The sequence below is a fragment of the Labrenzia sp. VG12 genome (genome assembly GCF_002237595.1).
GTDB lineage: Bacteria > Pseudomonadota > Alphaproteobacteria > Rhizobiales > Stappiaceae > Roseibium.
In genome coordinates this window covers 693,454-712,917 of record NZ_CP022529.1, presented here as the reverse complement: position 1 = coordinate 712,917, position 19,464 = coordinate 693,454, and the positions used below count along the sequence as shown (strand labels likewise).

The window sequence follows — 19,464 nt, the reverse complement described above, 5'->3', positions numbered from 1 at the left end:
ACAACTGTTGTCGACGCAAAAAGCAACTTTCCAACTAGGTGCAAAGACAGCCTAGTTTCACTGTTCATGGCCTGATCTTCGTTCATTTTTTGACAGCCGTCTCTTAAATGCCTGTGTCGCCTTGAGCAGAATTACTCGTAGGCTCTCCATCATTATTGAACACCCATTATCAATCAATTGATTGCCGAGACATAAGTCGCCCGCAATGCGTGATTAGCCGGAAAATCAATAGATACGGCGCATATCGACTATTACGCCGTTACCGGCGTGTCTCCGAATCAGCCCTAACACGCCATGCTTTGGCTTCGTCCCGGCGCAATTCATTGGTCGATAATAACCTTGGGATGTTTGGCCATATGTAAATGGTACTTTTCTGCAAGGTAATCTGGCTTTACGAACGTCGTTTACACGCGCAAATCGCTGGACCATGTATGTCAGGATCTTTGGATGGCATAACAGCAAGGCAAAACGCGGCAACGGTTTGTTTTTAGAAAGCTTAGCGGGGTGCTTCTTCTAGGTTCTGTTGACAAAGTCTCGTAACCAGATGCGTGCTGCTGCGAGATTGAGGAACGCGGCGAAGGACGCTTTGTTTTTTCGTATCGGGTGGCGATCCTACGGAACTGTTTGACCTTGTTGAACATTCGCTCAATCCGGCTCCTGTCTTTATAGGCCCGGAAGTCGCAAGCAATTTGCACCTTCGGTTTGCCTTCGGCAGAATGATCGGACAGATCCCTGCGAGCAGCAGACGTTGACGCACTGCATCGCCATCGTATCCCTTGTCAGCCAGGAACAGTCTTGGCTTTCGGCAAGGCATGTCCAAGAGGGCTGGAACGGTGCTGTAGTCGGATGCTTCGCCGCCTGTCAGGACAGCCAAGAGGACCTCCTTGACCGTCCGATCTGGCATGGGTTTTCGTCGTAATGCCGCCGCGTGATCGACCAAAAGCCTCCTTATGTGTCCCCCCTTTTGCGCCTGCTGCCTGACTGTGGCCGCGAACCGTCGTGCTGTCGATCATATGCTGCCAGTCATCGGTAAGCCCGAGATCTACCAGCGTTTCCAGAAGACCATCGCAGACCCCTTGCTCCGCCCACCGGCGAAAACGCACATAGACCGAGTTCCATTTGCCATAGCGCTAGTGCATGTCGCGCCAGGGGCAGCCAACGCGCAGTTCATGCAACATGCCATTCAAATAGCGGCGGTTATCCAGTGCCGGGCGGGATTTCCGAACCCGCTCTGAGGGAAGCAATGCTTCAATCAATTCCCATTCTGCGTCTGTCAGATCGACACGTGCCAATGATCTGCCCCATCTGAGTGGTCCGCTTTGATTGTTAGTGCATGACTGGGCTTTGGTCCATCCGGACGGTGGTTTCTGGTGCCGGTGGTCGGTAGCCCAAGGCGCTGTGTGGGCGTTTGGTATTGTAATGTTTCCTCCATTGTTCGATCAGGGTTTGTGCTTCCTTGAAGCTGCATAAGATTTCCCCATTGAGTAGCTCATCTCGGAGGCGGGCGTTGAAGCTCTCGCAGTATCCGTTCTCCCATGGCGAACCTGGTTCGATGTATGCGGTCTTTGCACCCACAGCGTTGATCCAGTCCCTCACGGCTTGAGCAATGAACTCCGGCTCGTTGTCTGATCTGATGTAGGCTGGAACACCTTGAAGGATGAAGAGATCCGTCAGCACGTCAATCACGTCGGTGGAGTTCAGCTTTCGCTTCACCCGGATTGCCAGGCACTCTCGGGAATACTCGTCCAGGATGTTCAGCGTCCGGAATGCCTTTCCTTCATTGGTTCGACAGTGCACGAAGTCATAGCTCCAGACATGATTGGGATACTCTGGTCGCAACCGGGCAAATGATCCGTCGTTCAGCCAGAGCCGTCCTCTTTTCGGTTGTTTCATTGACACTTTCAGCCCCTCTCGTCGCCAAAGTCGTTCAACACGCTTGTCATTCACATGCCAACCAGCATCTCTGAGCAATGCAGCGATACGCCTGTAACCGTAACGGCCATACTCACGGGCGAGTGCGATCATATCCGCCACAAGACGTTCTTCGTCAGCAGGCCTTGCTGGACGTTTCCTCTGCGTGGACCGGTGCTGACCCAGAACAAGACAGGTTCGGCGCTCTGACAGGCCGAGATGCTGACGAATATGATTGATGCAGGCTCGACGACGGGCGGGGCTCAGAAGTTTCCCTTTGCGGCCTCTGACAAGATCAACTTGTCCAGGGTCAGGTCAGACACTGCCTTGCGCAGCCGCTCGTTCTCTTTCTGAAGGTGTTTGAGTCCTTTCAGTTGGTCGGTTCCCATCCCACCATACTGCTTTCGCTACCGGTAATACGTCTGTTCGGTGATACGAACCTGCCGAATGGCATCAATATGCGGCATACCTTGGCCAACAAGGATTTCAACCTGCCGCAACTTCGAGACAACTTCTTCTGGCTTGTGACGCTTCGTAGCCATTTTGATCCTCCGTTTTCCTAAACATAACGATGGACCACTTCAAAGGGGGATGATCACCAAGGCTGCCTCCCAAAAGACAGTTTTGAATCACAGCTCAGCCGATTTGGGATTCAACTTTGTCAACAGAACCTAACCTTTCAAGGCCTCGCTCAGCGATGCGCCTGCAGGCTGTTTCTCGCGGAGGTCAAGGCCCGAATGAAGATCGATGATATGGCTCTTCTGAATGTTTTCGGCAGCCAGGCCGTCCCGCTTTTCGAAAGCATCGATCAAGGCATGATGCGAATGACTTTCGCAGGCCGTGTCAGAGCGTTTCCAGTAAAGCGCAATGATCAGCGAGGAACGTGAAATCAGCGACCGGACCATGCCCGAATAGATGCGATGGTCGGCGATGTTCGCGATTTCTGTATGAAAACTTCCGGACAGAAACAGGGCTTTGCCCATGTCCCCGGCCTGCAAGGCGGCATGCTCGGCATCCAGGTGCTGCTTGAGGATTTCCAACTGCGCTTCCGTGATCGCTTCTGCCGCCAGCCGCGCAACGGCCGGCTCGATCAGGGCACGCGCCTGAAAGACTTCATGTGCTTCGCGGATGCTCGGTTTTGCAATGAAGGCACCCCGGTTCTTCCGGATCGCAACCAGGCCGGAATGCGCAAGGGCCTGCAGCGCCGCCCTGACAACGGTGCGGCTGACACCGTAGATTTCGCCGACTTCATCCTCCGACAACTTCAGCCCGGGCGCCAGCCTGTGCTCCAGGATCGCGGCCTGAAGCTTGAGGCAGATGTCGAGTGCCCGGCCGTCGGGCAAGGCGAAAACCTCATGCAACCGGCTGCGATGATCGAGCTCTGCTTTTGTCACGCTTCTTGTCATTTTCCTGGCATGCCCAATTGGGACGACGTTGTCCGGATTCTAGCCGTTGGTCGTGAACGCCACAATTGAAATCGTATACAATAATTAATCAAAGCGTATTTTATTTGCTGCTTTATTGTGCACTCTCACCGATACAATTGCTCATCTCCCCCCTCCGATTCCCAAGGTTCCGCGGAATTCAGCCACTTTTGCTCCTTGGCACGCTGCTTGCTGATCTTCATGCAAACCCAGTTTGTTGAAGGAGATCTCCGGAGATGGTCAAGTCCATGGACCTGGAACTTGTTGCGGCCACCAAGACATATGGTGACACGATCGCCGTCGACGCGATCGATCACAAGTTTGTCGCCGGGACCTATTCCTGCCTCCTGGGCCCGTCCGGCTGCGGAAAGTCCTCGACCCTGCGGATGATTGCCGGGCACGAGAGCGTGTCCTCCGGCGACATCCTGATGGGAAGGGCCAACATCACCGACCTGCCGCCGGCGCGGCGGGGAACGGCAATGATGTTTCAGAACTACGCGCTCTTCCCGCATCTCAACGTGCTCGACAACGTGGCCTTCTCCCAGAAGATGAAGGGAGTGGCAAAGTCTGTCCGCCTGAAAAAGGCACATCAGCTCCTTCAGCTAGTCGACATGGACAGTTTCGGCGAACGCCTGCCGGGTCAGTTGTCGGGCGGTCAGCAGCAACGTGTCGCCCTGGCCCGTGCCCTCATAACGGAACCTTCCGTCCTTCTGCTGGATGAACCGCTGTCGGCCCTTGACCCGTTCTTGCGCATCAAGATGCGACTTGAACTGAAAAAACTGCAGCGGGAACTCGGCATTTCCTTTGTTCACGTCACCCATAGCCAGGAAGAGGCGTTGGCCCTGGCGGACGACATCATCGTGATGAACGATGGACGGATCGAGCAATCCGGCAGCCCGCGCGACATCTTCAATGCACCGGCAACGGAATTCGTCGCCCGCTTTATCGGCGGTCACAACGTCTTGCAGCAACAGGGAACCGCTGTTGCGCTGCGCGCCGACCGGCTGACGGTGAAAAAGGCGGACGCCGACACCAAGGCTTTGCTGACCGCAAGTGTTCGGGACGTCGAATATCTGGGAGCCACCGTCAACCTTGCCCTGGATGCAGGCGGCGCCGGAGATCTGACGGCAGCGCTGTCGGACCAGACTTTCTTCGAAGATCCAATCGAAATCGGAGCGACCGTTTTCCTCAGCTGGAAACCGGAAGACGCGCACGAGCTGGCAGCCTGACAGCTGCCCTAAACGGCTGCACCCGCAGCCAGTCATACCTCCAGAGGGGAACAGGAGCAGGACAGATGACAAACACGCAGACCAAGAGCGGCCTCAGCCGTCGGACTCTACTCAAGGGCGGCGCTGCCGTCACCGGCGCAGCCATGGGCTCCGGCGCAATCACCGGTTTTCCGACCATCTGGGCACAGAACATCAAGGATGTGACCCTGCGCCAGTTCGGCACCGGTGTCTCGAACCTCAATGAAGTCGCTCAGAAGGTGAAGGAAGACCTTGGCTTCACGCTCGAGATGACCGCACTCGACAGTGATGCCGTCACCCAACGCGCCGCCACCCAGCCTGACAGTTTCGACATTGCCGACATCGAATACTGGATCTGCAAAAAGGTCTGGCCGACGGGCAATCTTCAGGCGATGGATACCAGCAAGATCAAGAATTACGACAAGATCGTCGGCATCTTCAAAAGCGGCAAACTGACGCCGGAGTCGAATATCGCGCAAGGCACCGCTCCGCATACGGTCGGATTTGTGGACGGACCGGATGGCAAGACATTCGCCGGCGAAGAGACCGGCTGGATGACCCTGATCCCGACCATCTACAATGCCGACACACTCGGCATCCGTCCGGACCTGATCGGACGCCCGATCTCAAGCTGGACCGAATTGCTGAACCCAGAATTCAAGGGCAAGGCGTCCATTCTCGACATCTCTTCCATCGGCATCATGGACGCGGCCATGGTCTGCGAGGCCATGGGCGAGATCCAGTATGGCGACAAGGGCAACATGACCCGCGAAGAGATCGACAAGACCATGGCGATCTTTACCGAGGCGAAAAAGAACGGCCAGTTCCGCGCTTTCTGGAAAACCTTCGACGAGAGCGTCAACCTGATGGCTTCAGGCGAAGTCGTGATCCAGTCGATGTGGTCGCCCGCCATCACCGCCGTCAAATCGCGCGGTATTCCCTGCGTCTACCAGCCGCTCAAGGAAGGTTATCGCTCCTGGGGCGGCGGCATCGGCCTGTCCAAGAGCCTGTCCGGCCTCGAGCTCGAAGCCGCGTATGAGTACATCAACTGGTACCTCGACGGCTGGGTCGGCGGCTTCCTGATGCGCCAGGGCTATTACTCAGCCGTGCCGGAGACCTCCAAGAATTACATGGACGAGAACGAGTGGGGCTACTGGTTCGAAGGCAAGCAGGCCACCGGCGACATCACAAGTCCGTTCGGCGACGTCCTGGCCAAGGCCGGTGACACCCGTGACGGCGGCTCGTTCCTGGAACGCATGGGCGCGGTTGCCTGCTGGAACGCGGTCATGGACGAGAACCAGTACATGGTTCGCAAGTGGAACGAGTTCATCGCCGCCTGAGGGTGAACCTAGGCCAGGCTCCGGGGAGGCACTCCCCGGAGCTTTCAGTCAAAGACGAAGGATATTTCCGTGTTCGTGGACGGCAACTCTCCCTGTTTCGGCGCTTCGCTTGCCGCGATAACGCACCTGCAAATGCCAGTGTCACCCCGGGCGAGCGGAGCGAGACCCGGGGCCCACTCGTTTCCAAAGAGCAGGCGGTTTGCATGTCACGCGTCGGGAATATCTCCCCGGCTTCAGCAAGCAGGCCTGCGAACAGGCCCCGGATCTGCGCTGCGCTTGTCCGTGGTGACACCAGCGAGGCGCAAGCGCTGCAGCCAGCCCAAACCCGCCCTTGGTGTTGTCTCCACCCTGCCCCTCATTCAGGCCAGAAACACATGACGGACCAGACGCATCTCTTCCTGCACAAGGACAGCACGGCTGTTGAGCCGGTCCGGCCAACAAAGGAGAACCCCTCTTTTGGCCTGCACCGTCTGTCCGATGCGCTGTCCGGCTGGCTGCTGTCGCTGCCGCTCACTCTGGTGCTGTTTTTCTTTCTGGTCCTGCCTATTGCAATGATCGTGGTGGTCAGTTTCTGGGGCGCAACGGAATTTTCCATCTATCCGGCATTCCAGTTCGACAATTATGAATTCCTGCTGACGTCACCGGTCACCTACCAGGTGTTTTTCAACACCATCAAATATGCGCTGATCACCTGGGCGCTTACGCTGGCGATCGGATTCACGGTTGCCTATTTCCTGGCGTTTCATGTCAGGACGCTGACCTGGCAGATCGTTCTTTTTCTTCTGTGCACGATCCCGTTCTGGACTTCCAACATTATCCGGATGATCTCCTGGATCCCGTTTCTGGGCCGCAACGGCATTGCCAATTCGACGCTGATTTCCATGGGTGTGATCGACGAGCCGCTGGATTGGCTGCTCTTTTCCGATTTCTCGGTGATCCTGGCCTTCGTCCACCTCTACACGTTGTTCATGGTGGTTCCGATCTTCAACACGATGATGCGCATCGACAAATCGTTGATCGAGGCCGCCTATGACAATGGCGCGTCCGGACTGCAGACGCTCACCAATGTGATCATCCCGCTCACCAAGCCAGGCATCATGATCGGATCGATCTTCGTGGTGACACTTGTGATGGGCGATTTCATCACCGTGCGTTTCATGTCCGGCAGCCAATCGGCCAATGTGGGCCGCCTGATCTCCAATGACATCGCGCTTCTGCAATATCCATCCGCGGCTGCAACCGCCGTCATCCTCCTCATCACCGTGCTTCTGGTGATCTCGATCCTGCTGCGCTTTGTCGACATCCGGAAGGAGCTTTGAGGTATGAGGAGCCAGTATCACAAGCTGAAAGGCCTTTCTTGTCATCAAGACCGAGCGCCGTGGGTCTCTCTCAACCAGTCCATGCGCGCAAGATCTCAGTGTCACCCCGGGCGACCAAAGGGAGACCCGGGGCCCACTCGCTTCCAGATCGCACTTTTGGTGCTGCAGCGATGGAGCAAAATCTCGAAAGCCTTGCCAGGCAAACTTGAAAGTAGGCCCCGGCTGTGCGCTTCGCTTGTCCGGGGTGACACCGGAAGGCCCGCAAGTGCCTGGTTTCTTCGTAATTCCTGTCTGCCTCAAATCGGCGCTCCTCTGCTGCTCACAGATAAGGCCATGAACCATGGATAAACGCAGCCGCTCCTTCTATGTGCTTACCGCCTTCTTTTCCCTGTTTCTGGTGTTCCTGTACGGCCCGACCATCACGATCGCGATCCTCAGTTTCCAGGGACCTCAGGGCGGGCTGACCTTTCCGATGCGCGGCGTGTCCCTGCACTGGTTTCAGGACCTCTTCCGGCAACAGGCGGTCGGCGACATCTGGGGCAGTTTTGCCCGCTCGCTGACACTTGGCCTGATGGTGATGACGACCACCGTTGTCGTCTCCGTCATGGGGGGCCTCGCCTTTCGCAAGCGCTTTCCGGGATCGAGCTTGGTTTTCTACCTGATCATCACCTCGCTGGTGATCCCTTCCATTCTGATCTCCCTCGGCGTCGGCCTGATCTTTTCCCAGTCGGGACTTGCCGTGCACTGGTCGACCTCGGGTTTTGGCGCGCAGCTCACCTGGACCCTGCCCTTCGGGCTCCTGATCATGTTTGCGGTGTTCAACCGCTTCGACAAATCCTACGAGGAAGCTGCGCGCGACCAGGGGGCAACGGCCTGGCAGACCATCCGTCATGTCGTGTTGCCGATAATCGCGCCCATGCTGATCGGGGTCGCGCTGTTCGGTTTCACTCTTTCCTATGACGAATTCGCCCGAACCCTTTTGACCGCAGGCAGCTACAACACGCTGCCTCTGGAGATCTACGGCATGACCACCAACGTGACGACACCGGTGATCTTCGCTCTCGGCACGCTGACGACCGCATTTTCCTTCGTCATCATCGGCGTGTTCCTGGCAGTCGTCGTCACACTGAACCGCCGCCGGTCCAGGCTCGGCACCGATGCGGGCAAAGGGCTCGTCTGAGGCTGGCCATGAAGGAGACCCACATTCTCGTCATCAACCCGAACACAACGGCGTCGATGACGAACAAGATTGCGGCCGCTGCTCGTGCCGCAGCCGGTCCTGGCACCCGGATTACGGCCATCAATCCGCTGCAGGGACCGGCAGCCATTCAGGGCGCGGCCGACGGCGCCGCCGCCCTGCCCGGGCTCAACGTCTTGTTCGACCGAACACTGGAGACGGATCAAAGCATCAGCGCCGTCATCATCGCCTGTTTCGACGACACGGGCCTGTTCGATCTGAAGGCCAGGTCACCTGTTCCCGTGGTCGGCATTGGCGAGGCGGCCTATCACGTTGCGTCCGTCGCTGCGCCGAGATTTTCGGTCGTCACCACGTTGCCTGTCTCCGTGCCCGTTCTGGAAGGCAATCTGCAACGCGTCGGTCTTGCCCCCCGCTGCGCCCGTGTGCGTGCTTCGGATGTGCCGGTTCTGGAGCTGGAAGACCCGAACAGCGATGCACGCCAACGCATTGAAGCCGAGATTGCAACGGCCCTTCGGATGGACGGCGTTGGCGCTATCGCCCTGGGTTGCGCCGGTATGGCAGATCTTGCCGCCGACCTGACAACCAGGTTCCAGGTTCCGGTGATCGACGGTGTCGCGTCGGCCGTGAGGTTCGCGGAGATGGTGGCCAAGTGACATGCGTCGATAACAAGTAACACCCTGCGGCAGCCAGCCGTCTCATACGTCAGGCAAATCCGACCGCCTGCTCCCAGTCGGCCAGTGTCATGTCGTAAAGCGTGTTGAAGCCGGAGGGTGGAACTGCCCGTTGGGCCAGCGTGACATAGGGGGCAACGGTCAGGGCCGTGCCGACAAAGCCGGGCCGCATGATCACATAGGCATAGGACAAGAACGTCCGGTCGTAGAGCACCGACTGGTCCTTGCCACAGGCCACAATACTCCAGGCAACGGACCGCTGATGGTCTTCCAGATAAGCTTCCAGGGCGGCCGGATCGTCATTTTCGGTCCAGGTTCCGGCATCCTCGATGAAAAGATCCGCCGAGTTGTAACGGTCCCGGGTGATCGACAGAGCGATGTAGCACCAGACACCGTAGGCTTCGTTCCTGGCCGGGTCCGGCGCGCCGGTGAGCGGCCTTGAATTGGTTGTGCTCTTGTTGGCACAGATGACATGTGCACCCGGCGCCGGCGGAAACCGGCGATGCGGCTCCGTTCCGAACAGGGACATGCCGGCATCGATCAGGGGACCGGCATTGAACACCGGCAGATCGGTGCCGTCATACTGTTTGACGGTGAACATCGGCTGCAGCGTGTTGAGCGCGCTGTTATAGGCAAGATCGTAACCCCAGACATTGCCGGCTATGCCGCAAAAGGAAGACGCCGTCTCCATGTTGATCTGGCCGATATAGGCATCATTGGCCTCCGCCCGATCATAGGCGACGATGCCATCAAGAAGAAAATCATCCGTCTTTTCAACGGTCCCCGTCGCAACCTTCACTACCGAGACATAGCCGTTGCCGGTATTCCCCGGACGGGCGTAACCGTCACAGAAATTCGGATAGCCGCTGATGGCCGTGCGATCGATGGTGGAAATGGTCTTGCGCATGTGCCCCTCCCCTGAAACAACGCGCCTTGCGATGACAGCGCGAAACTCTCGGTTTCAAACCATTAAACACCTGACGGAGAGGATCTGCAATTTATCGTTTCATAATTTTAGACACACCACCTTTAATTTAATCGATCTCAATCAGGGCTCCAAGGCGACACCGCTTAAAGGTCGATACAGTCGGCAAGACGGCGTATCTGACCACCCTCGGCGTCAAAATTATCCGGTGCGAGCCAGGCTTCATAACCCGCCTTGAGCCCCGGCCATTCCTTGTCGATCACGGAAAACCAGGCCGTATCGCGGTTCTGCCCCTTTACCACCAGGTGCTGGCGAAAGACGCCTTCTTCCTGAAAGCCGAACCGCTGCGCGGCTTTTCTGGAGGGGGCATTGTCGTTGTTGCACTTCCACTCAAAGCGGCGGTACTCCAGATCGTCGAAAGCGTATTTCATGAACAGGTACAACGCTTCGGTCGCCGCCCGGGTGCGGGCAATCAACGGCCCCCAGTAGATATTGCCGATCTCGATCGCGCCATTGGCCTCGTCGATCCGCATCAGGGTCTGCCGGCCAGCCACTTTGCCCGTGGCCTTGTCGATCACGGCAAAAAACAGCGGGTCTTCGCTGGTTGCCTTTTCCTCTAGCCAGGACTGAAACTCGGCCTTGGACGCGGGAGGATACTCGGGCAGCCATTTAAAACGCTGATCCGCATCGGCAACGCTGGAGGCCTCGAAAAGCTGTGCACCATGACGTGCAGGGTCCAGCGGTTCGAGGATTACATAGCGGCCGTCAAAGCGCCGGCGTTCCGGCCGGTTGCGGGCTGTCCATTGGCTGAGATCGTCGTGCACCTTGCCCTCCGGGCTAAGCGGTTCAAACCCTGTCTACTAGGACACCGGCACCCCGAAAAGAACCAGTTTGCCAAGACCTTGTGGACCAGCCCACCATATGAGGCGCACGTCTACTCGCGAAATCTCCCAAGGGGCAACTTCAAAGGCATCCCCTCCAGGTCAAATGGGAGACAGGGCAAAGACCGAGAAGGAAAAACCACCTTTCAACCGCGAACGGGCTGTTTACCCAGACCATTGACGACAATCATCTGTTTCAGATATACAGTCAATTATCCATTCAATTTTGAAATTGAGACACGGTATGACACTCTGGTCCCCGGACCTTGCCGCAAGCGACGCTCCTCGCTACATCGCCATTGCAGATGCCATCGAGGCGGATCTGAAATCGGGACGCCTGTCCCCGGGAGACAAGTTGCCGGCGCAGCGTCAGCTCGCCGGACGGCTGGGCCTCGACTTCACCACCGTTGCGCGCGGATATACCGAAGCCCGGCGGCGCGGTCTGATTGCCTCACGGGTTGGTAGCGGCTCCTTTGTCACGGGCCCTGATGCGGCGCCGGCAAAAACAGCCAAAACGGACAACCGTCTGACCGAGCGGGCAGCCGACTTCTCCATGAACCTGCCGCCGGAGCCGGACACTGCCGAGCTACGCGAGCGGATGCAGGAGAGTTACGTTTCCCTGGCAACCGATCTTGCACCTCTGTTGCGTTACCAGACGTTTTCCGCGTCAGACCCGGACCGTCAGATGGCGCAACGCTGGCTCAAGACCGTTGGCCTCATACCGCAACCGGAAGACATACAGTTCGCCCCGGGCGCACAGGCCGCGCTGACCGCCGCCCTGACGACGCTGACCCGACCGGGAGACCGAATAGCCTGCGAAGCGATCACCTATCCGGGGATCCGCTCCCTTTGCGCCCAGCTTGGACTTGAGCTTGTCGGCCTGCCCACCGATGCGGACGGGCCGGACCCGGATGCACTGGAGACAGCCTGCACCAAGGGCGGACTGAAGGCGCTTTATCTCAATCCGACGCTCAACAATCCAACCACGCGCACCGTGCCTTATGAGCGGCGGCTAGAGCTTGTGTCCGTCACCCGCCGTCAGGGCCTGCCAATTCTGGAGGACGATGCCTACGGCCAGCTCGGCCGCGCAAAACCTTCGCCCATCGCAAGCCTTGCTCCGGACCTGACCTGGTATATCGGGTCCCTTTCCAAGAGCCTGGGCGCCGGCCTGCGCCTCGCCCATGTGATCGCGCCTGACCAGAATGCCGCGTGGCAGTTCAACCGGGCCCTGCGCACCGCCAGCATCATGGTTTCCCCCCTGACTTCGGCTCTTGCCACCCGCTGGATCGAGGACGGCACCGCCCAATCCCTGCTGCAACACATCCGGCAGGAAAGTGCGGCACGGCAGGCACTCGCCAGACGGCATCTGAAGGCCCATCGCTTCGACGCCGATCCGGACGGGTTCCACCTCTGGCTACATCTCGATAATGGCTGGACCCCGTCAGCGCTTGTCAGCCAGGTCCGTGCGCAATCCTTCGGACTGGTCGAAGGCGATGCCTTTGCAGCCGGTGGACCGGCCCCGAATGCCGTGCGCCTGTGCTTTGGAGGACCGGTCAGCCGCGGTCAGGTCGACACGGCCCTCAATGCAATCGCCGCGACGCTGGCAACACCGCCTCAGTCGGCGGCCACCTATTTCTGAAGCGGCTAACATGACGACGGCAATCTGCCGCAGTCAATCCGCTTGCGCTTGAGAAATTTTTGCCTATCTTTGACTGCAATCACTTCCAGTCATTTACTCTTTGACTGGACACCAAAACGGCGTTGCAGGTGTGACGCCGAGCAGGAAAGAGCGTTTCATGAGCACATCTGAAAGCTGGCCCGAATTGCCGCCGATCCAGACCGGCATCAGGGGCCGCTGCCCGCGCTGCGGCGAAGGCAGCATTTTCGACGGATTTTTGAAGCTCAAGAAAGGCTGCAGCCATTGCGGCCTCGACTACAGCTTCGCCGACCCGGCCGACGGGCCGGCCTTTTTCGTGATCTGTTTCGGCTGCGTGCCGGCGGTCGCCTTCGCCATCTGGCTGGAAATCGCCTTCACCGCCCCCTATTGGGTGCATCTGGTCACGACCCTGCCTCTCATCCTCCTGACCTGCATTCCGATCCTGCGCCCCTTGAAGGGCTGGCTGGTTGCCAGCCAGTATTTCTACAAGGCCGAGGAAGGTCGTCTGGTCACGCCGGAGGATACGCCAAGCTCAGAAAGCCAGACCTGATATCCGGGAGCCCCAAACCAGATTAAGGCCAGGCTTGACCTGAGAGGGCGGTTAGCACCGGACGGGCGGTGCGCCGCCCTTATTGGTGTTTCATGTTTGCGGGCCCAAGAATTCCCACACACAACCGACGCCATACCATCACTGTCCCTCCGAAGAGGGCGCCGGGGGGTGTGGCGCGCTATCAGATGTTCTGCCGAAAAGCAGCTTAAGCCGCCCTCACCCAGACCGCGCTGTCATGAAACGCCGCACCGCCGTAAGGCGCGACCGGGTCGGCGCCGGTCAGTGTGTTGATGCCCTTGCCGTCCTCGAAAGCGTCGTTCGGCCAGATGCCTTCCGAGATCACGGTCCCCGGGGCGACGGTGTCTACCAGCCTTGCGTGAAGTGTCACGACACCGCGCTTGTTGCCCATCTGCACCCTGGCACCGTCTTCGATGCCGAAGCGGGCAGCTTCTTCCGGCCTGAGCCAGACTTCCGGGCGCCCTTCCTTCTTCTTCGAGCTCTCGGTCTCGTTGAAGGAGGAATTGAGGAAGGACCGTGCCGGTGCCGTCACCAGCCGGAACGGATGCGCGTCGTCGGCCTGTTCGATGCTGTCCCATTGATCGGGCAGTTCAGGCATGGACGCCCAGGGACCGAACGGTTCGCCCTCCGGCTTGTTCGGCGCGGCCGATCGGCCCCAGTCAGGTTTGAAGTGGAACTTGCGGTCCGCATGGCCGAAACCGCTGAGGTAATGAGCTGTTTCAAAATCGGGCTGCAGGTCGATCCATTTGTTCGTCTCGAGCTCAACCAGCGTGCCGTAGCCGGACTTCTGGAGCATCCAGTCGATATGGTCGCGCGCGCTCATGTCGAATCCGGGATGAGGTTTTGAGTCAACGCGCCGTGCGATCTCGTTGATCACAAAGATGTTTTCCCTTGGTCCTTCCGGCGCTTCCACCGCTTTGGGCCCCAGCATCAGATATTGGTGACCGCCGCCCTTGTAGATGTCGTCATGCTCCAGGAACTGGGTCGCCGGCAGGACAATGTCGGCCATCTGCGCCGTCTCGGTGAGGAACTGTTCATGGACGACCGTGAACAGGTCCTCTCTGGCAAAGCCCTGCCTGACCAGGTCCTGTTCCGGCGCAACCGACATCGGGTTGGTGTTCTGGATCAGCATCGCCTTGACCGGCGGACCACCTAAAAGCGCGGCGTCATCCCCTGTCAGAATACGGCCGACAAGGCTCTGGTCGAGCGCCCGCACGGACGGGTCCTTCAGGGACCCGGCCTCGATCATTTCCTTGTTGAGCGCGTAGATGGCACCGTTGTTGTGAAACGTACCACCGCCTTCATATTTATAGCTGCCGGTAATCGCCGCAATGGAACAGGCTGCATGCATGCCGACCGCGCCGTTGCGGGACCGGGTGAAGCCGTAGCCGAGACGGAAGAAGGTCTTCCTGGTTTCGCCGATGAGCCTGGCCACGTCTTCGATCTGCGCGACGCTCACCCCCGTGATGGCCGCGGCCCAATCCGGCGTTTTGGACTGAAGATGCGCTTCCAGCTCCTTCGGACAGTCGGTGAATTCTTCCAGATAGTCCCAGTCGGCGTAGCCGTCCCGGAAGAGCACATGCATGATGGCGCAAGCCAGCGCCGCGTCGGTTCCAGGCTTCAGGACGAGACCGATATCGGCCTGCTTCATCGTCTCGGTTTCATAGACATCCACGACGATGATCCGGGCGCCGCGTTTCTTGCGCGCGGCAATGGCGTGGGTCATGACATTGACCTGGGTCGCCACCGGGTTGGTGCCCCAGATGACGATCTGGTCAGAGACAGCCATTTCGCGCGGGTCCGGTCCGGCAAGGCGTCCCGTTCCAGCAACATATCCCGTCCAGGCCATGTTGGTGCAGAAACTGTCGAACTGGAGCGAATAGCCCTTGGCATGGCGCAGCCGGTGGATGCTGTCCCGCTGAACAAGGCCCATCGTTCCGGCATAGTGATAGGGCCAGACACTCTCTGCGCCGAACTCAGCTTCCGCGGCCAGGAACTTTTCAGCGATCAGATCAAGCGCGGCCTCCCAGGAAATTTCCTCGAACCGCCCTTCCCCCTTCCTGCCGACCCGGCGCAAGGGTGTCATCAGGCGTTCCGGGTGATAGAGGCGTTCGGCATACCGCGCGACCTTGGCGCAGATCACGCCCGCCGTATACTCATTGTCCTTGGCGCCATTGAGCCGGCGCACATCGCCATGCGGATAGAAATGCACTTCCAGGGCGCAGGTTGACGGACAATCATGCGGACACGCGGAAAAAGTGCTCTTGGGCGGCTCAAGCGTCATGGCTATCCAAATCCTGGCTGGGCTCGACGGCAGTTTACGAGCCTGCCTTATGGAAAACAAAAAGAGGCGCCGTCAAGCGCCTCCTCGTCACCGTCACAATGTCACCTGGCAGGCATCACGTCAGCCTGGCAGGCGTCCGCGCTGCAGCTGAAGACGGTTCCTAACTTCCGCTGCAGGGAGAGCGCCCCCCGGCACGGCCACCCCCTGGTGGCATGCCGCCCTGGCGGGGGCCGCGTCCGGGCCGTCCGGCTCCCGGTGGTGGCGGGCGCCCCCCGGGCAGTAAGCGCGGTGGACGTCCGCCCTGGTGCTGGATCAGTGTCACGGCCGCGCCGCTGTTGTCGGTCAATGCCGCAAAGTCGATGGTCGCGCCCTCACCTTCTTCCTCCAGCGCGCCGCGCCGCCCTGGCCCCTTCAAACGCTTGAAGCTGGCATCGGCGGTGCCCATCCAGCACCGGGGGATGAAGGGAAACGTGTCCGTCAGGACATAATGGTAAGTGCCGTCCGGATATTCCGGTGTCACGGCAAAGCGGCCGTTGCACTGATCCAGGTCGCCGGCGCCGGCAACATAGGCCCAATCCTGCGTGAACTTGCCGTTGTAACGGCCACCTGGACCGTCAGGACGGGTTCCCTGTTTCACACGATAGCTGCTTTTCAACTTCTTCATCGCCGACTTCTGTTTCGTGTCGGCATAGCCATAAGGGCCGTAAATCGGGAAACCGTCCGCTGCAAAACCGATCAGCGCCGGAACGGACTTGCCACCTTCGGACGCGAGAACGCCTGTCGGGATGCCGTGATAGTGATAGGTGCCGTCCGGCTGCACATGGGCGTTGTACTTGTCGAGCCCCAGCTTGCAGGCACCGCCCAGCGCCTCGTAATTCCAGCCGGACCGGCGGTTGTTCTGCCAGAATTCCGCCGTACCCGGATCCATCACCACGCCATTGACCGCGATGCCGAAAACGGCGCCTTGCGCGCTGGTGGCCCGAGCGTTCTTGCGTGGAGACACCGGCACTTTCAGATTGTAGTTTTTCTTGGAAATGGCGTGCGGGTTGTTGCGGTTCGGAAATTGCCCCGGTGGTTTGATCGGATAGCCATTGGCTCTGATCCGGCGCGAATTGCCGTCAATCGCAATATCTGCAGAGGCGTCAGCCTCCGGCAGGAGGAAGTTCAGGATGCCTTCGCCGATATGGCTGTGTTCGGCGGGCTCCTCGCCATGCAAGGGTGTCGTGCTGTCATGGGCCATTGCCGGCGATGCGGTCAGCGCACCGGCAAGCACGAGGCAAAAACGCATTTCATCTCTCCAGTTCCTTGTCGCCCAACTCTGACAGTATGGCTGAATTGACACCGGATGCTGTCGCACAATCACACGAATATGTAACAGCGTGTGTCTGGAGAGCTCTTCAGAAACAAAAAGAAAAGCCGGCCCCAGGGACCGGCTTTTCAGAATTCTTCTTGATGGCTGATTTAGCCGACAAGCTCGGTTCCGGAGAACCAGAACGCGATTTCCTGAGCAGCGGTTTCCGGGGCATCGGAGCCGTGTACGGAGTTTTCGCCGATGGACAGCGCAAATTCCTTGCGGATGGTGCCTTCCGCAGCTTCAGCCGGGTTGGTCGCACCCATGACTTCACGGTTCTTGGCGATGGCGTTTTCGCCTTCCAGGACCTGAACAACGGTCGGGCCGGAGGACATGAATTCGGTCAGTTCGCCGAAGAACGGACGTTCCTTGTGAACCGCATAGAAGGCTTCAGCTTCGCGCAGGGACATCCAAACGCGGCGGGAAGCAACCACGCGCAGGCCGGCTTCTTCCAGCTTGGCGGTGATGGCGCCGGTCAGGTTGCGCTTGGTGGCGTCCGGCTTGATCATGGAAAACGTGCGTTCAATCGCCATGGTTTCGTCTTTCTCGTTACAGGGTCGGACCGGCTGGTTGCCGGACCATAAATGTCGCAAATTTCGCGGCCTTAATAACGGGGCGCCGCCAACCCCGCAAGGGGGCGCAGACATGACAATTTCATGTCAACAGCGTTCTTTGCGGCATACAATGTTCTGGCGTTGCCCTGCAGCAGCGCCTATTTTGAACAAAACACAGCAGAATGACCCGGGTTTCTTCTGCCGATAAGCTCCTGTCAGGGACAAGACAATGCTCGAACTTTTCGCTCTTCTGCCGTCGTTTGTTTACGCTGCGTTCGTAACTGTCTTTGTCGCGACATCGTCGCCCACGGCATTGGCCAGCACCGCCGCCCCGGAAGATCAGCAATCCCACCTGTCCCTGGACGAAGAAATCGCGGCCCTGAGCGATGAAGAACGCGAAGAACTTTTTGTCTTTGTGGCCGGTAATGCGCTGTTCACGCTTTACCACGAAGGCGGACACATGCTCGTGTCGGAGCTTGAACTGCCCGTTCTCGCCCAGGAAGAAGACGCCGTCGACAACCTGGCGACCGTCTCGATGCTGTCCGCCGATACGGACGACATGGACCTCTTTCTCAAACAGGCCATGATCGGCTGGTTTCTGATTGCCGAAGAAGCCTATGAAGACCTGATCTTCTACGACGAACACGACCTCGATCAACAGCGTGGCTACCGGATGCTCTGCCTGATGGTCGGCGCTGACGAAGAGGATTTTCTGGAGCTCGCACTGGAACTCGACCTGCCGGAGGAAAGGATCGAAACCTGCGGTTTCGATTATGATCAGGCCGCCGATTCCTGGGAAGTCGTCACGGATCCTTATGTGCGTGAGGAAGACGGCCGCGGCGGCAAGATCAAGGTGAAATACGAACCGGCACCGGACGGTCTGAAATCGATGGAAGTGTTCATCAGGGAAAGCGGTCTTCTGGAACTCGTCGCCGAGGAACTGGACACGTTTTACGAGCTGCCGGAAGAAGTGACCTTCCTTGCCGCCACCTGCGACGAGGAAAACGCCTTCTGGGATCCACAGACCCGTGAAGTCATCTTGTGCCACGAATTGCTCGGCGGATTTGCGTCGATCTATCTGAGCCTGCCGAGCGAGGATCAGGCCGCCGACTGAGCCTTTTTCCGGTAGGTGCCCGGCGCGTCGCCATACGCCTTCTGGAACTCCCTGTAGAAGTTCGAGCGGGTCAGAAAACCAACCTGATCCTGGATGCGCGCAACCGGTTCATCCGTTGAGACAAGAAGTCTTGCCGCTTCTTCGAGCCGCATCTGATTGACGAACTGGCTGACATTGCCACCGGTGACGGAATTGATCGCGTGGGAGAGGTCCCGGTCCGGCACGCCAACCCGCCGGGCCAGCCGGGTCAAGGTCAGGCTCGGATCGCGAAAAAGGTCCTGGTCAGTCAGAACCTTCCTGGCGGTTTCAACCAGGGCGCTGTCTGCCTCATCCTCCCTTTCGATGCCATCTGCTTTTCGCTTTTTCGGACGCTTGCGCAGCGACACAAGCACGAGCGCAAGGGCTATGGCGAGAAAAAGAAGGCTTGCCAGCGACACCGCTCGAGCTGCGGTATCCTGCTGCGCCTGTGCGAACAGAAGCGCGATCCAGACATCGACAAATAGAGTTGCTGCCATGGCAAAGACGGCAACAAGAAGCAGTTTTCTGAGCGGTGTGCCAAGCGCTGTCGGCGCTTGCGAAAAACAGTCGCCCCCCTCCAGCCACAGCCGGATCAGCGCCAGCGTATAGACCATGTAGCTCGCCGCGATCAGGCCATCGACATACCCGCTGACAGGAACCGGGATCATCATGGCGATCGTCACCACGCAGGCCACGATCACGTGAAAAACGGCTCTGCGCCGGAAACGGCCGACAGCCTCGGTCAAGGACCGGAAAGCGAGATAGAGACCTGGTGCCACCCAGACCGGAAGTGTTCTTTGCACGGCCAGCAATTCGAAAAAGCCATAGGCAAAGCGCATGCCGACGAGAGACGCTTCCAGCGCCATGAGCAGGAACAGACCGGCAAACAAGCCACGCGAAAGCCCCGGCAAGGACCGCCAGGCCAGCGCTGCAAAGGCAAGTCCCGCAAACAGGCCAGCAAGCAGAAAAGACACCGGAATGCTGATCACGTCAGCCCCACTT

The 19,464-nt window shown here is 58.8% G+C and carries 17 protein-coding genes and 1 pseudogene; 8 read left to right on the top strand and 10 right to left on the bottom strand.

The window, feature by feature from the left end:
* Positions 1–496 precede the first annotated feature (496 nt).
* From CHH27_RS28270 to CHH27_RS03280, 4 genes and pseudogenes are all read right to left on the bottom strand, one after another.
* Positions 497–904 carry a transposase gene (locus tag CHH27_RS28270; RefSeq protein WP_247646186.1) on the bottom strand — a complete coding sequence of 136 codons (408 nt, stop codon included), beginning with the start codon at positions 902–904 and terminating at the stop codon, positions 497–499.
* Between the two features lie 226 nt (positions 905–1,130).
* Complete coding sequence (locus CHH27_RS28265; protein WP_247646232.1) at positions 1,131–1,244, bottom strand: hypothetical protein; 114 nt, start codon at positions 1,242–1,244, stop codon at positions 1,131–1,133.
* 82 nt (positions 1,245–1,326) lie between these two features.
* Positions 1,327–2,453: pseudogene (locus CHH27_RS03285) on the bottom strand (IS3 family transposase).
* A gap of 129 nt (positions 2,454–2,582) precedes the next feature.
* Positions 2,583–3,305, bottom strand: a complete 723-nt coding sequence (locus CHH27_RS03280) for a GntR family transcriptional regulator (protein WP_247646185.1) — start codon at positions 3,303–3,305, stop codon at positions 2,583–2,585.
* Between the two features lie 266 nt (positions 3,306–3,571).
* Between CHH27_RS03280 and CHH27_RS03275 the strand changes: the two genes are divergently transcribed.
* From CHH27_RS03275 to CHH27_RS03255, 5 genes are all read left to right on the top strand, one after another.
* A complete protein-coding gene (locus tag CHH27_RS03275; protein ID WP_094070314.1) occupies positions 3,572–4,564 on the top strand; it encodes an ABC transporter ATP-binding protein in 993 nt (330 codons plus the stop codon).
* Positions 4,565–4,629: 65 nt separating this feature from the next.
* A complete protein-coding gene (locus tag CHH27_RS03270) occupies positions 4,630–5,922 on the top strand; it encodes a PotD/PotF family extracellular solute-binding protein (protein WP_094070313.1) in 1,293 nt (430 codons plus the stop codon).
* 374 nt (positions 5,923–6,296) lie between these two features.
* Positions 6,297–7,241 (top strand): ABC transporter permease, encoded by a 945-nt coding sequence (locus tag CHH27_RS03265; protein ID WP_208988494.1) that lies wholly within the window; start codon positions 6,297–6,299, stop codon positions 7,239–7,241.
* Between the two features lie 340 nt (positions 7,242–7,581).
* Positions 7,582–8,421 carry an ABC transporter permease gene (locus tag CHH27_RS03260; protein ID WP_094070312.1) on the top strand — a complete coding sequence of 280 codons (840 nt, stop codon included), beginning with the start codon at positions 7,582–7,584 and terminating at the stop codon, positions 8,419–8,421.
* 8 nt (positions 8,422–8,429) lie between these two features.
* Positions 8,430–9,092, top strand: a complete 663-nt coding sequence (locus tag CHH27_RS03255; protein ID WP_094070311.1) for an aspartate/glutamate racemase family protein — start codon at positions 8,430–8,432, stop codon at positions 9,090–9,092.
* A gap of 49 nt (positions 9,093–9,141) precedes the next feature.
* Here CHH27_RS03255 and hdcA read toward each other — a convergent pair whose 3' ends face one another.
* Positions 9,142–10,017: a histidine decarboxylase, pyruvoyl type gene (hdcA, locus tag CHH27_RS03250; RefSeq protein ID WP_094070310.1), complete on the bottom strand. Its 876-nt coding sequence runs from the start codon at positions 10,015–10,017 to the stop codon at positions 9,142–9,144.
* A gap of 164 nt (positions 10,018–10,181) precedes the next feature.
* Positions 10,182–10,859 carry a GNAT family N-acetyltransferase gene (locus tag CHH27_RS03245; protein WP_094070309.1) on the bottom strand — a complete coding sequence of 226 codons (678 nt, stop codon included), beginning with the start codon at positions 10,857–10,859 and terminating at the stop codon, positions 10,182–10,184.
* A gap of 301 nt (positions 10,860–11,160) precedes the next feature.
* Here CHH27_RS03245 and CHH27_RS03240 point away from each other — a divergent pair, with 301 nt between their 5' ends.
* Positions 11,161–12,555, top strand: coding sequence for a PLP-dependent aminotransferase family protein (locus CHH27_RS03240; protein ID WP_094070308.1), 1,395 nt, complete (start codon positions 11,161–11,163; stop codon positions 12,553–12,555).
* Positions 12,556–12,712: 157 nt separating this feature from the next.
* The gene (locus CHH27_RS03235; RefSeq protein WP_094070307.1) at positions 12,713–13,123 is read left to right on the top strand and encodes a DUF983 domain-containing protein; all 411 of its coding nucleotides are present in this window, start codon (positions 12,713–12,715) and stop codon (positions 13,121–13,123) included.
* Positions 13,124–13,328: 205 nt separating this feature from the next.
* On the opposite strand, the gene CHH27_RS03230 is transcribed toward CHH27_RS03235, so the two are convergent.
* From CHH27_RS03230 to ndk, 3 genes are all read right to left on the bottom strand, one after another.
* Positions 13,329–15,425 carry a molybdopterin-dependent oxidoreductase gene (locus CHH27_RS03230; protein ID WP_094070306.1) on the bottom strand — a complete coding sequence of 699 codons (2,097 nt, stop codon included), beginning with the start codon at positions 15,423–15,425 and terminating at the stop codon, positions 13,329–13,331.
* 160 nt (positions 15,426–15,585) lie between these two features.
* On the bottom strand, positions 15,586–16,713 hold the full coding sequence (locus CHH27_RS03225) for a YHYH protein (protein WP_094070305.1): 1,128 nt from the start codon (positions 16,711–16,713) through the stop codon (positions 15,586–15,588).
* A gap of 173 nt (positions 16,714–16,886) precedes the next feature.
* Positions 16,887–17,309 carry a nucleoside-diphosphate kinase gene (ndk, locus tag CHH27_RS03220; protein WP_094070304.1) on the bottom strand — a complete coding sequence of 141 codons (423 nt, stop codon included), beginning with the start codon at positions 17,307–17,309 and terminating at the stop codon, positions 16,887–16,889.
* A 250-nt stretch (positions 17,310–17,559) separates the two neighbouring features.
* Here ndk and CHH27_RS03215 point away from each other — a divergent pair, with 250 nt between their 5' ends.
* Positions 17,560–18,444, top strand: a complete 885-nt coding sequence (locus CHH27_RS03215; protein WP_094070303.1) for a DUF4344 domain-containing metallopeptidase — start codon at positions 17,560–17,562, stop codon at positions 18,442–18,444.
* Here the strand turns inward: CHH27_RS03215 and CHH27_RS03210 are convergent.
* Positions 18,429–19,451, bottom strand: a complete 1,023-nt coding sequence (locus CHH27_RS03210; protein WP_094070302.1) for a helix-turn-helix transcriptional regulator — start codon at positions 19,449–19,451, stop codon at positions 18,429–18,431. The two genes, CHH27_RS03215 and CHH27_RS03210, sit on opposite strands and share 16 nt — an antisense overlap.
* Between the last annotated feature and the right edge of the window lie 13 nt (positions 19,452–19,464).

What these genes read in the sequence shown, in the direction of transcription:
- ndk (WP_094070304.1), bottom strand. Translation starts at nt 17,309, where the DNA reads ATGGCGATTGAACGCACGTTTTCCATGATCAAGCCGGACGCCACCAAG.
- CHH27_RS03235 (WP_094070307.1), top strand. Translation starts at nt 12,713, where the DNA reads ATGAGCACATCTGAAAGCTGGCCCGAATTGCCGCCGATCCAGACCGGC.
- CHH27_RS03225 (WP_094070305.1), bottom strand. Translation starts at nt 16,713, where the DNA reads ATGCGTTTTTGCCTCGTGCTTGCCGGTGCGCTGACCGCATCGCCGGCA.
- CHH27_RS03265 (WP_208988494.1), top strand. Translation starts at nt 6,297, where the DNA reads ATGACGGACCAGACGCATCTCTTCCTGCACAAGGACAGCACGGCTGTT.
- CHH27_RS03260 (WP_094070312.1), top strand. Translation starts at nt 7,582, where the DNA reads ATGGATAAACGCAGCCGCTCCTTCTATGTGCTTACCGCCTTCTTTTCC.
- CHH27_RS28270 (WP_247646186.1), bottom strand. Translation starts at nt 904, where the DNA reads ATGCCAGATCGGACGGTCAAGGAGGTCCTCTTGGCTGTCCTGACAGGC.
- CHH27_RS03230 (WP_094070306.1), bottom strand. Translation starts at nt 15,425, where the DNA reads ATGACGCTTGAGCCGCCCAAGAGCACTTTTTCCGCGTGTCCGCATGAT.
- CHH27_RS03215 (WP_094070303.1), top strand. Translation starts at nt 17,560, where the DNA reads ATGCTCGAACTTTTCGCTCTTCTGCCGTCGTTTGTTTACGCTGCGTTC.
- CHH27_RS03240 (WP_094070308.1), top strand. Translation starts at nt 11,161, where the DNA reads ATGACACTCTGGTCCCCGGACCTTGCCGCAAGCGACGCTCCTCGCTAC.
- hdcA (WP_094070310.1), bottom strand. Translation starts at nt 10,017, where the DNA reads ATGCGCAAGACCATTTCCACCATCGATCGCACGGCCATCAGCGGCTAT.
- CHH27_RS03270 (WP_094070313.1), top strand. Translation starts at nt 4,630, where the DNA reads ATGACAAACACGCAGACCAAGAGCGGCCTCAGCCGTCGGACTCTACTC.
- CHH27_RS03255 (WP_094070311.1), top strand. Translation starts at nt 8,430, where the DNA reads ATGAAGGAGACCCACATTCTCGTCATCAACCCGAACACAACGGCGTCG.
- CHH27_RS03275 (WP_094070314.1), top strand. Translation starts at nt 3,572, where the DNA reads ATGGTCAAGTCCATGGACCTGGAACTTGTTGCGGCCACCAAGACATAT.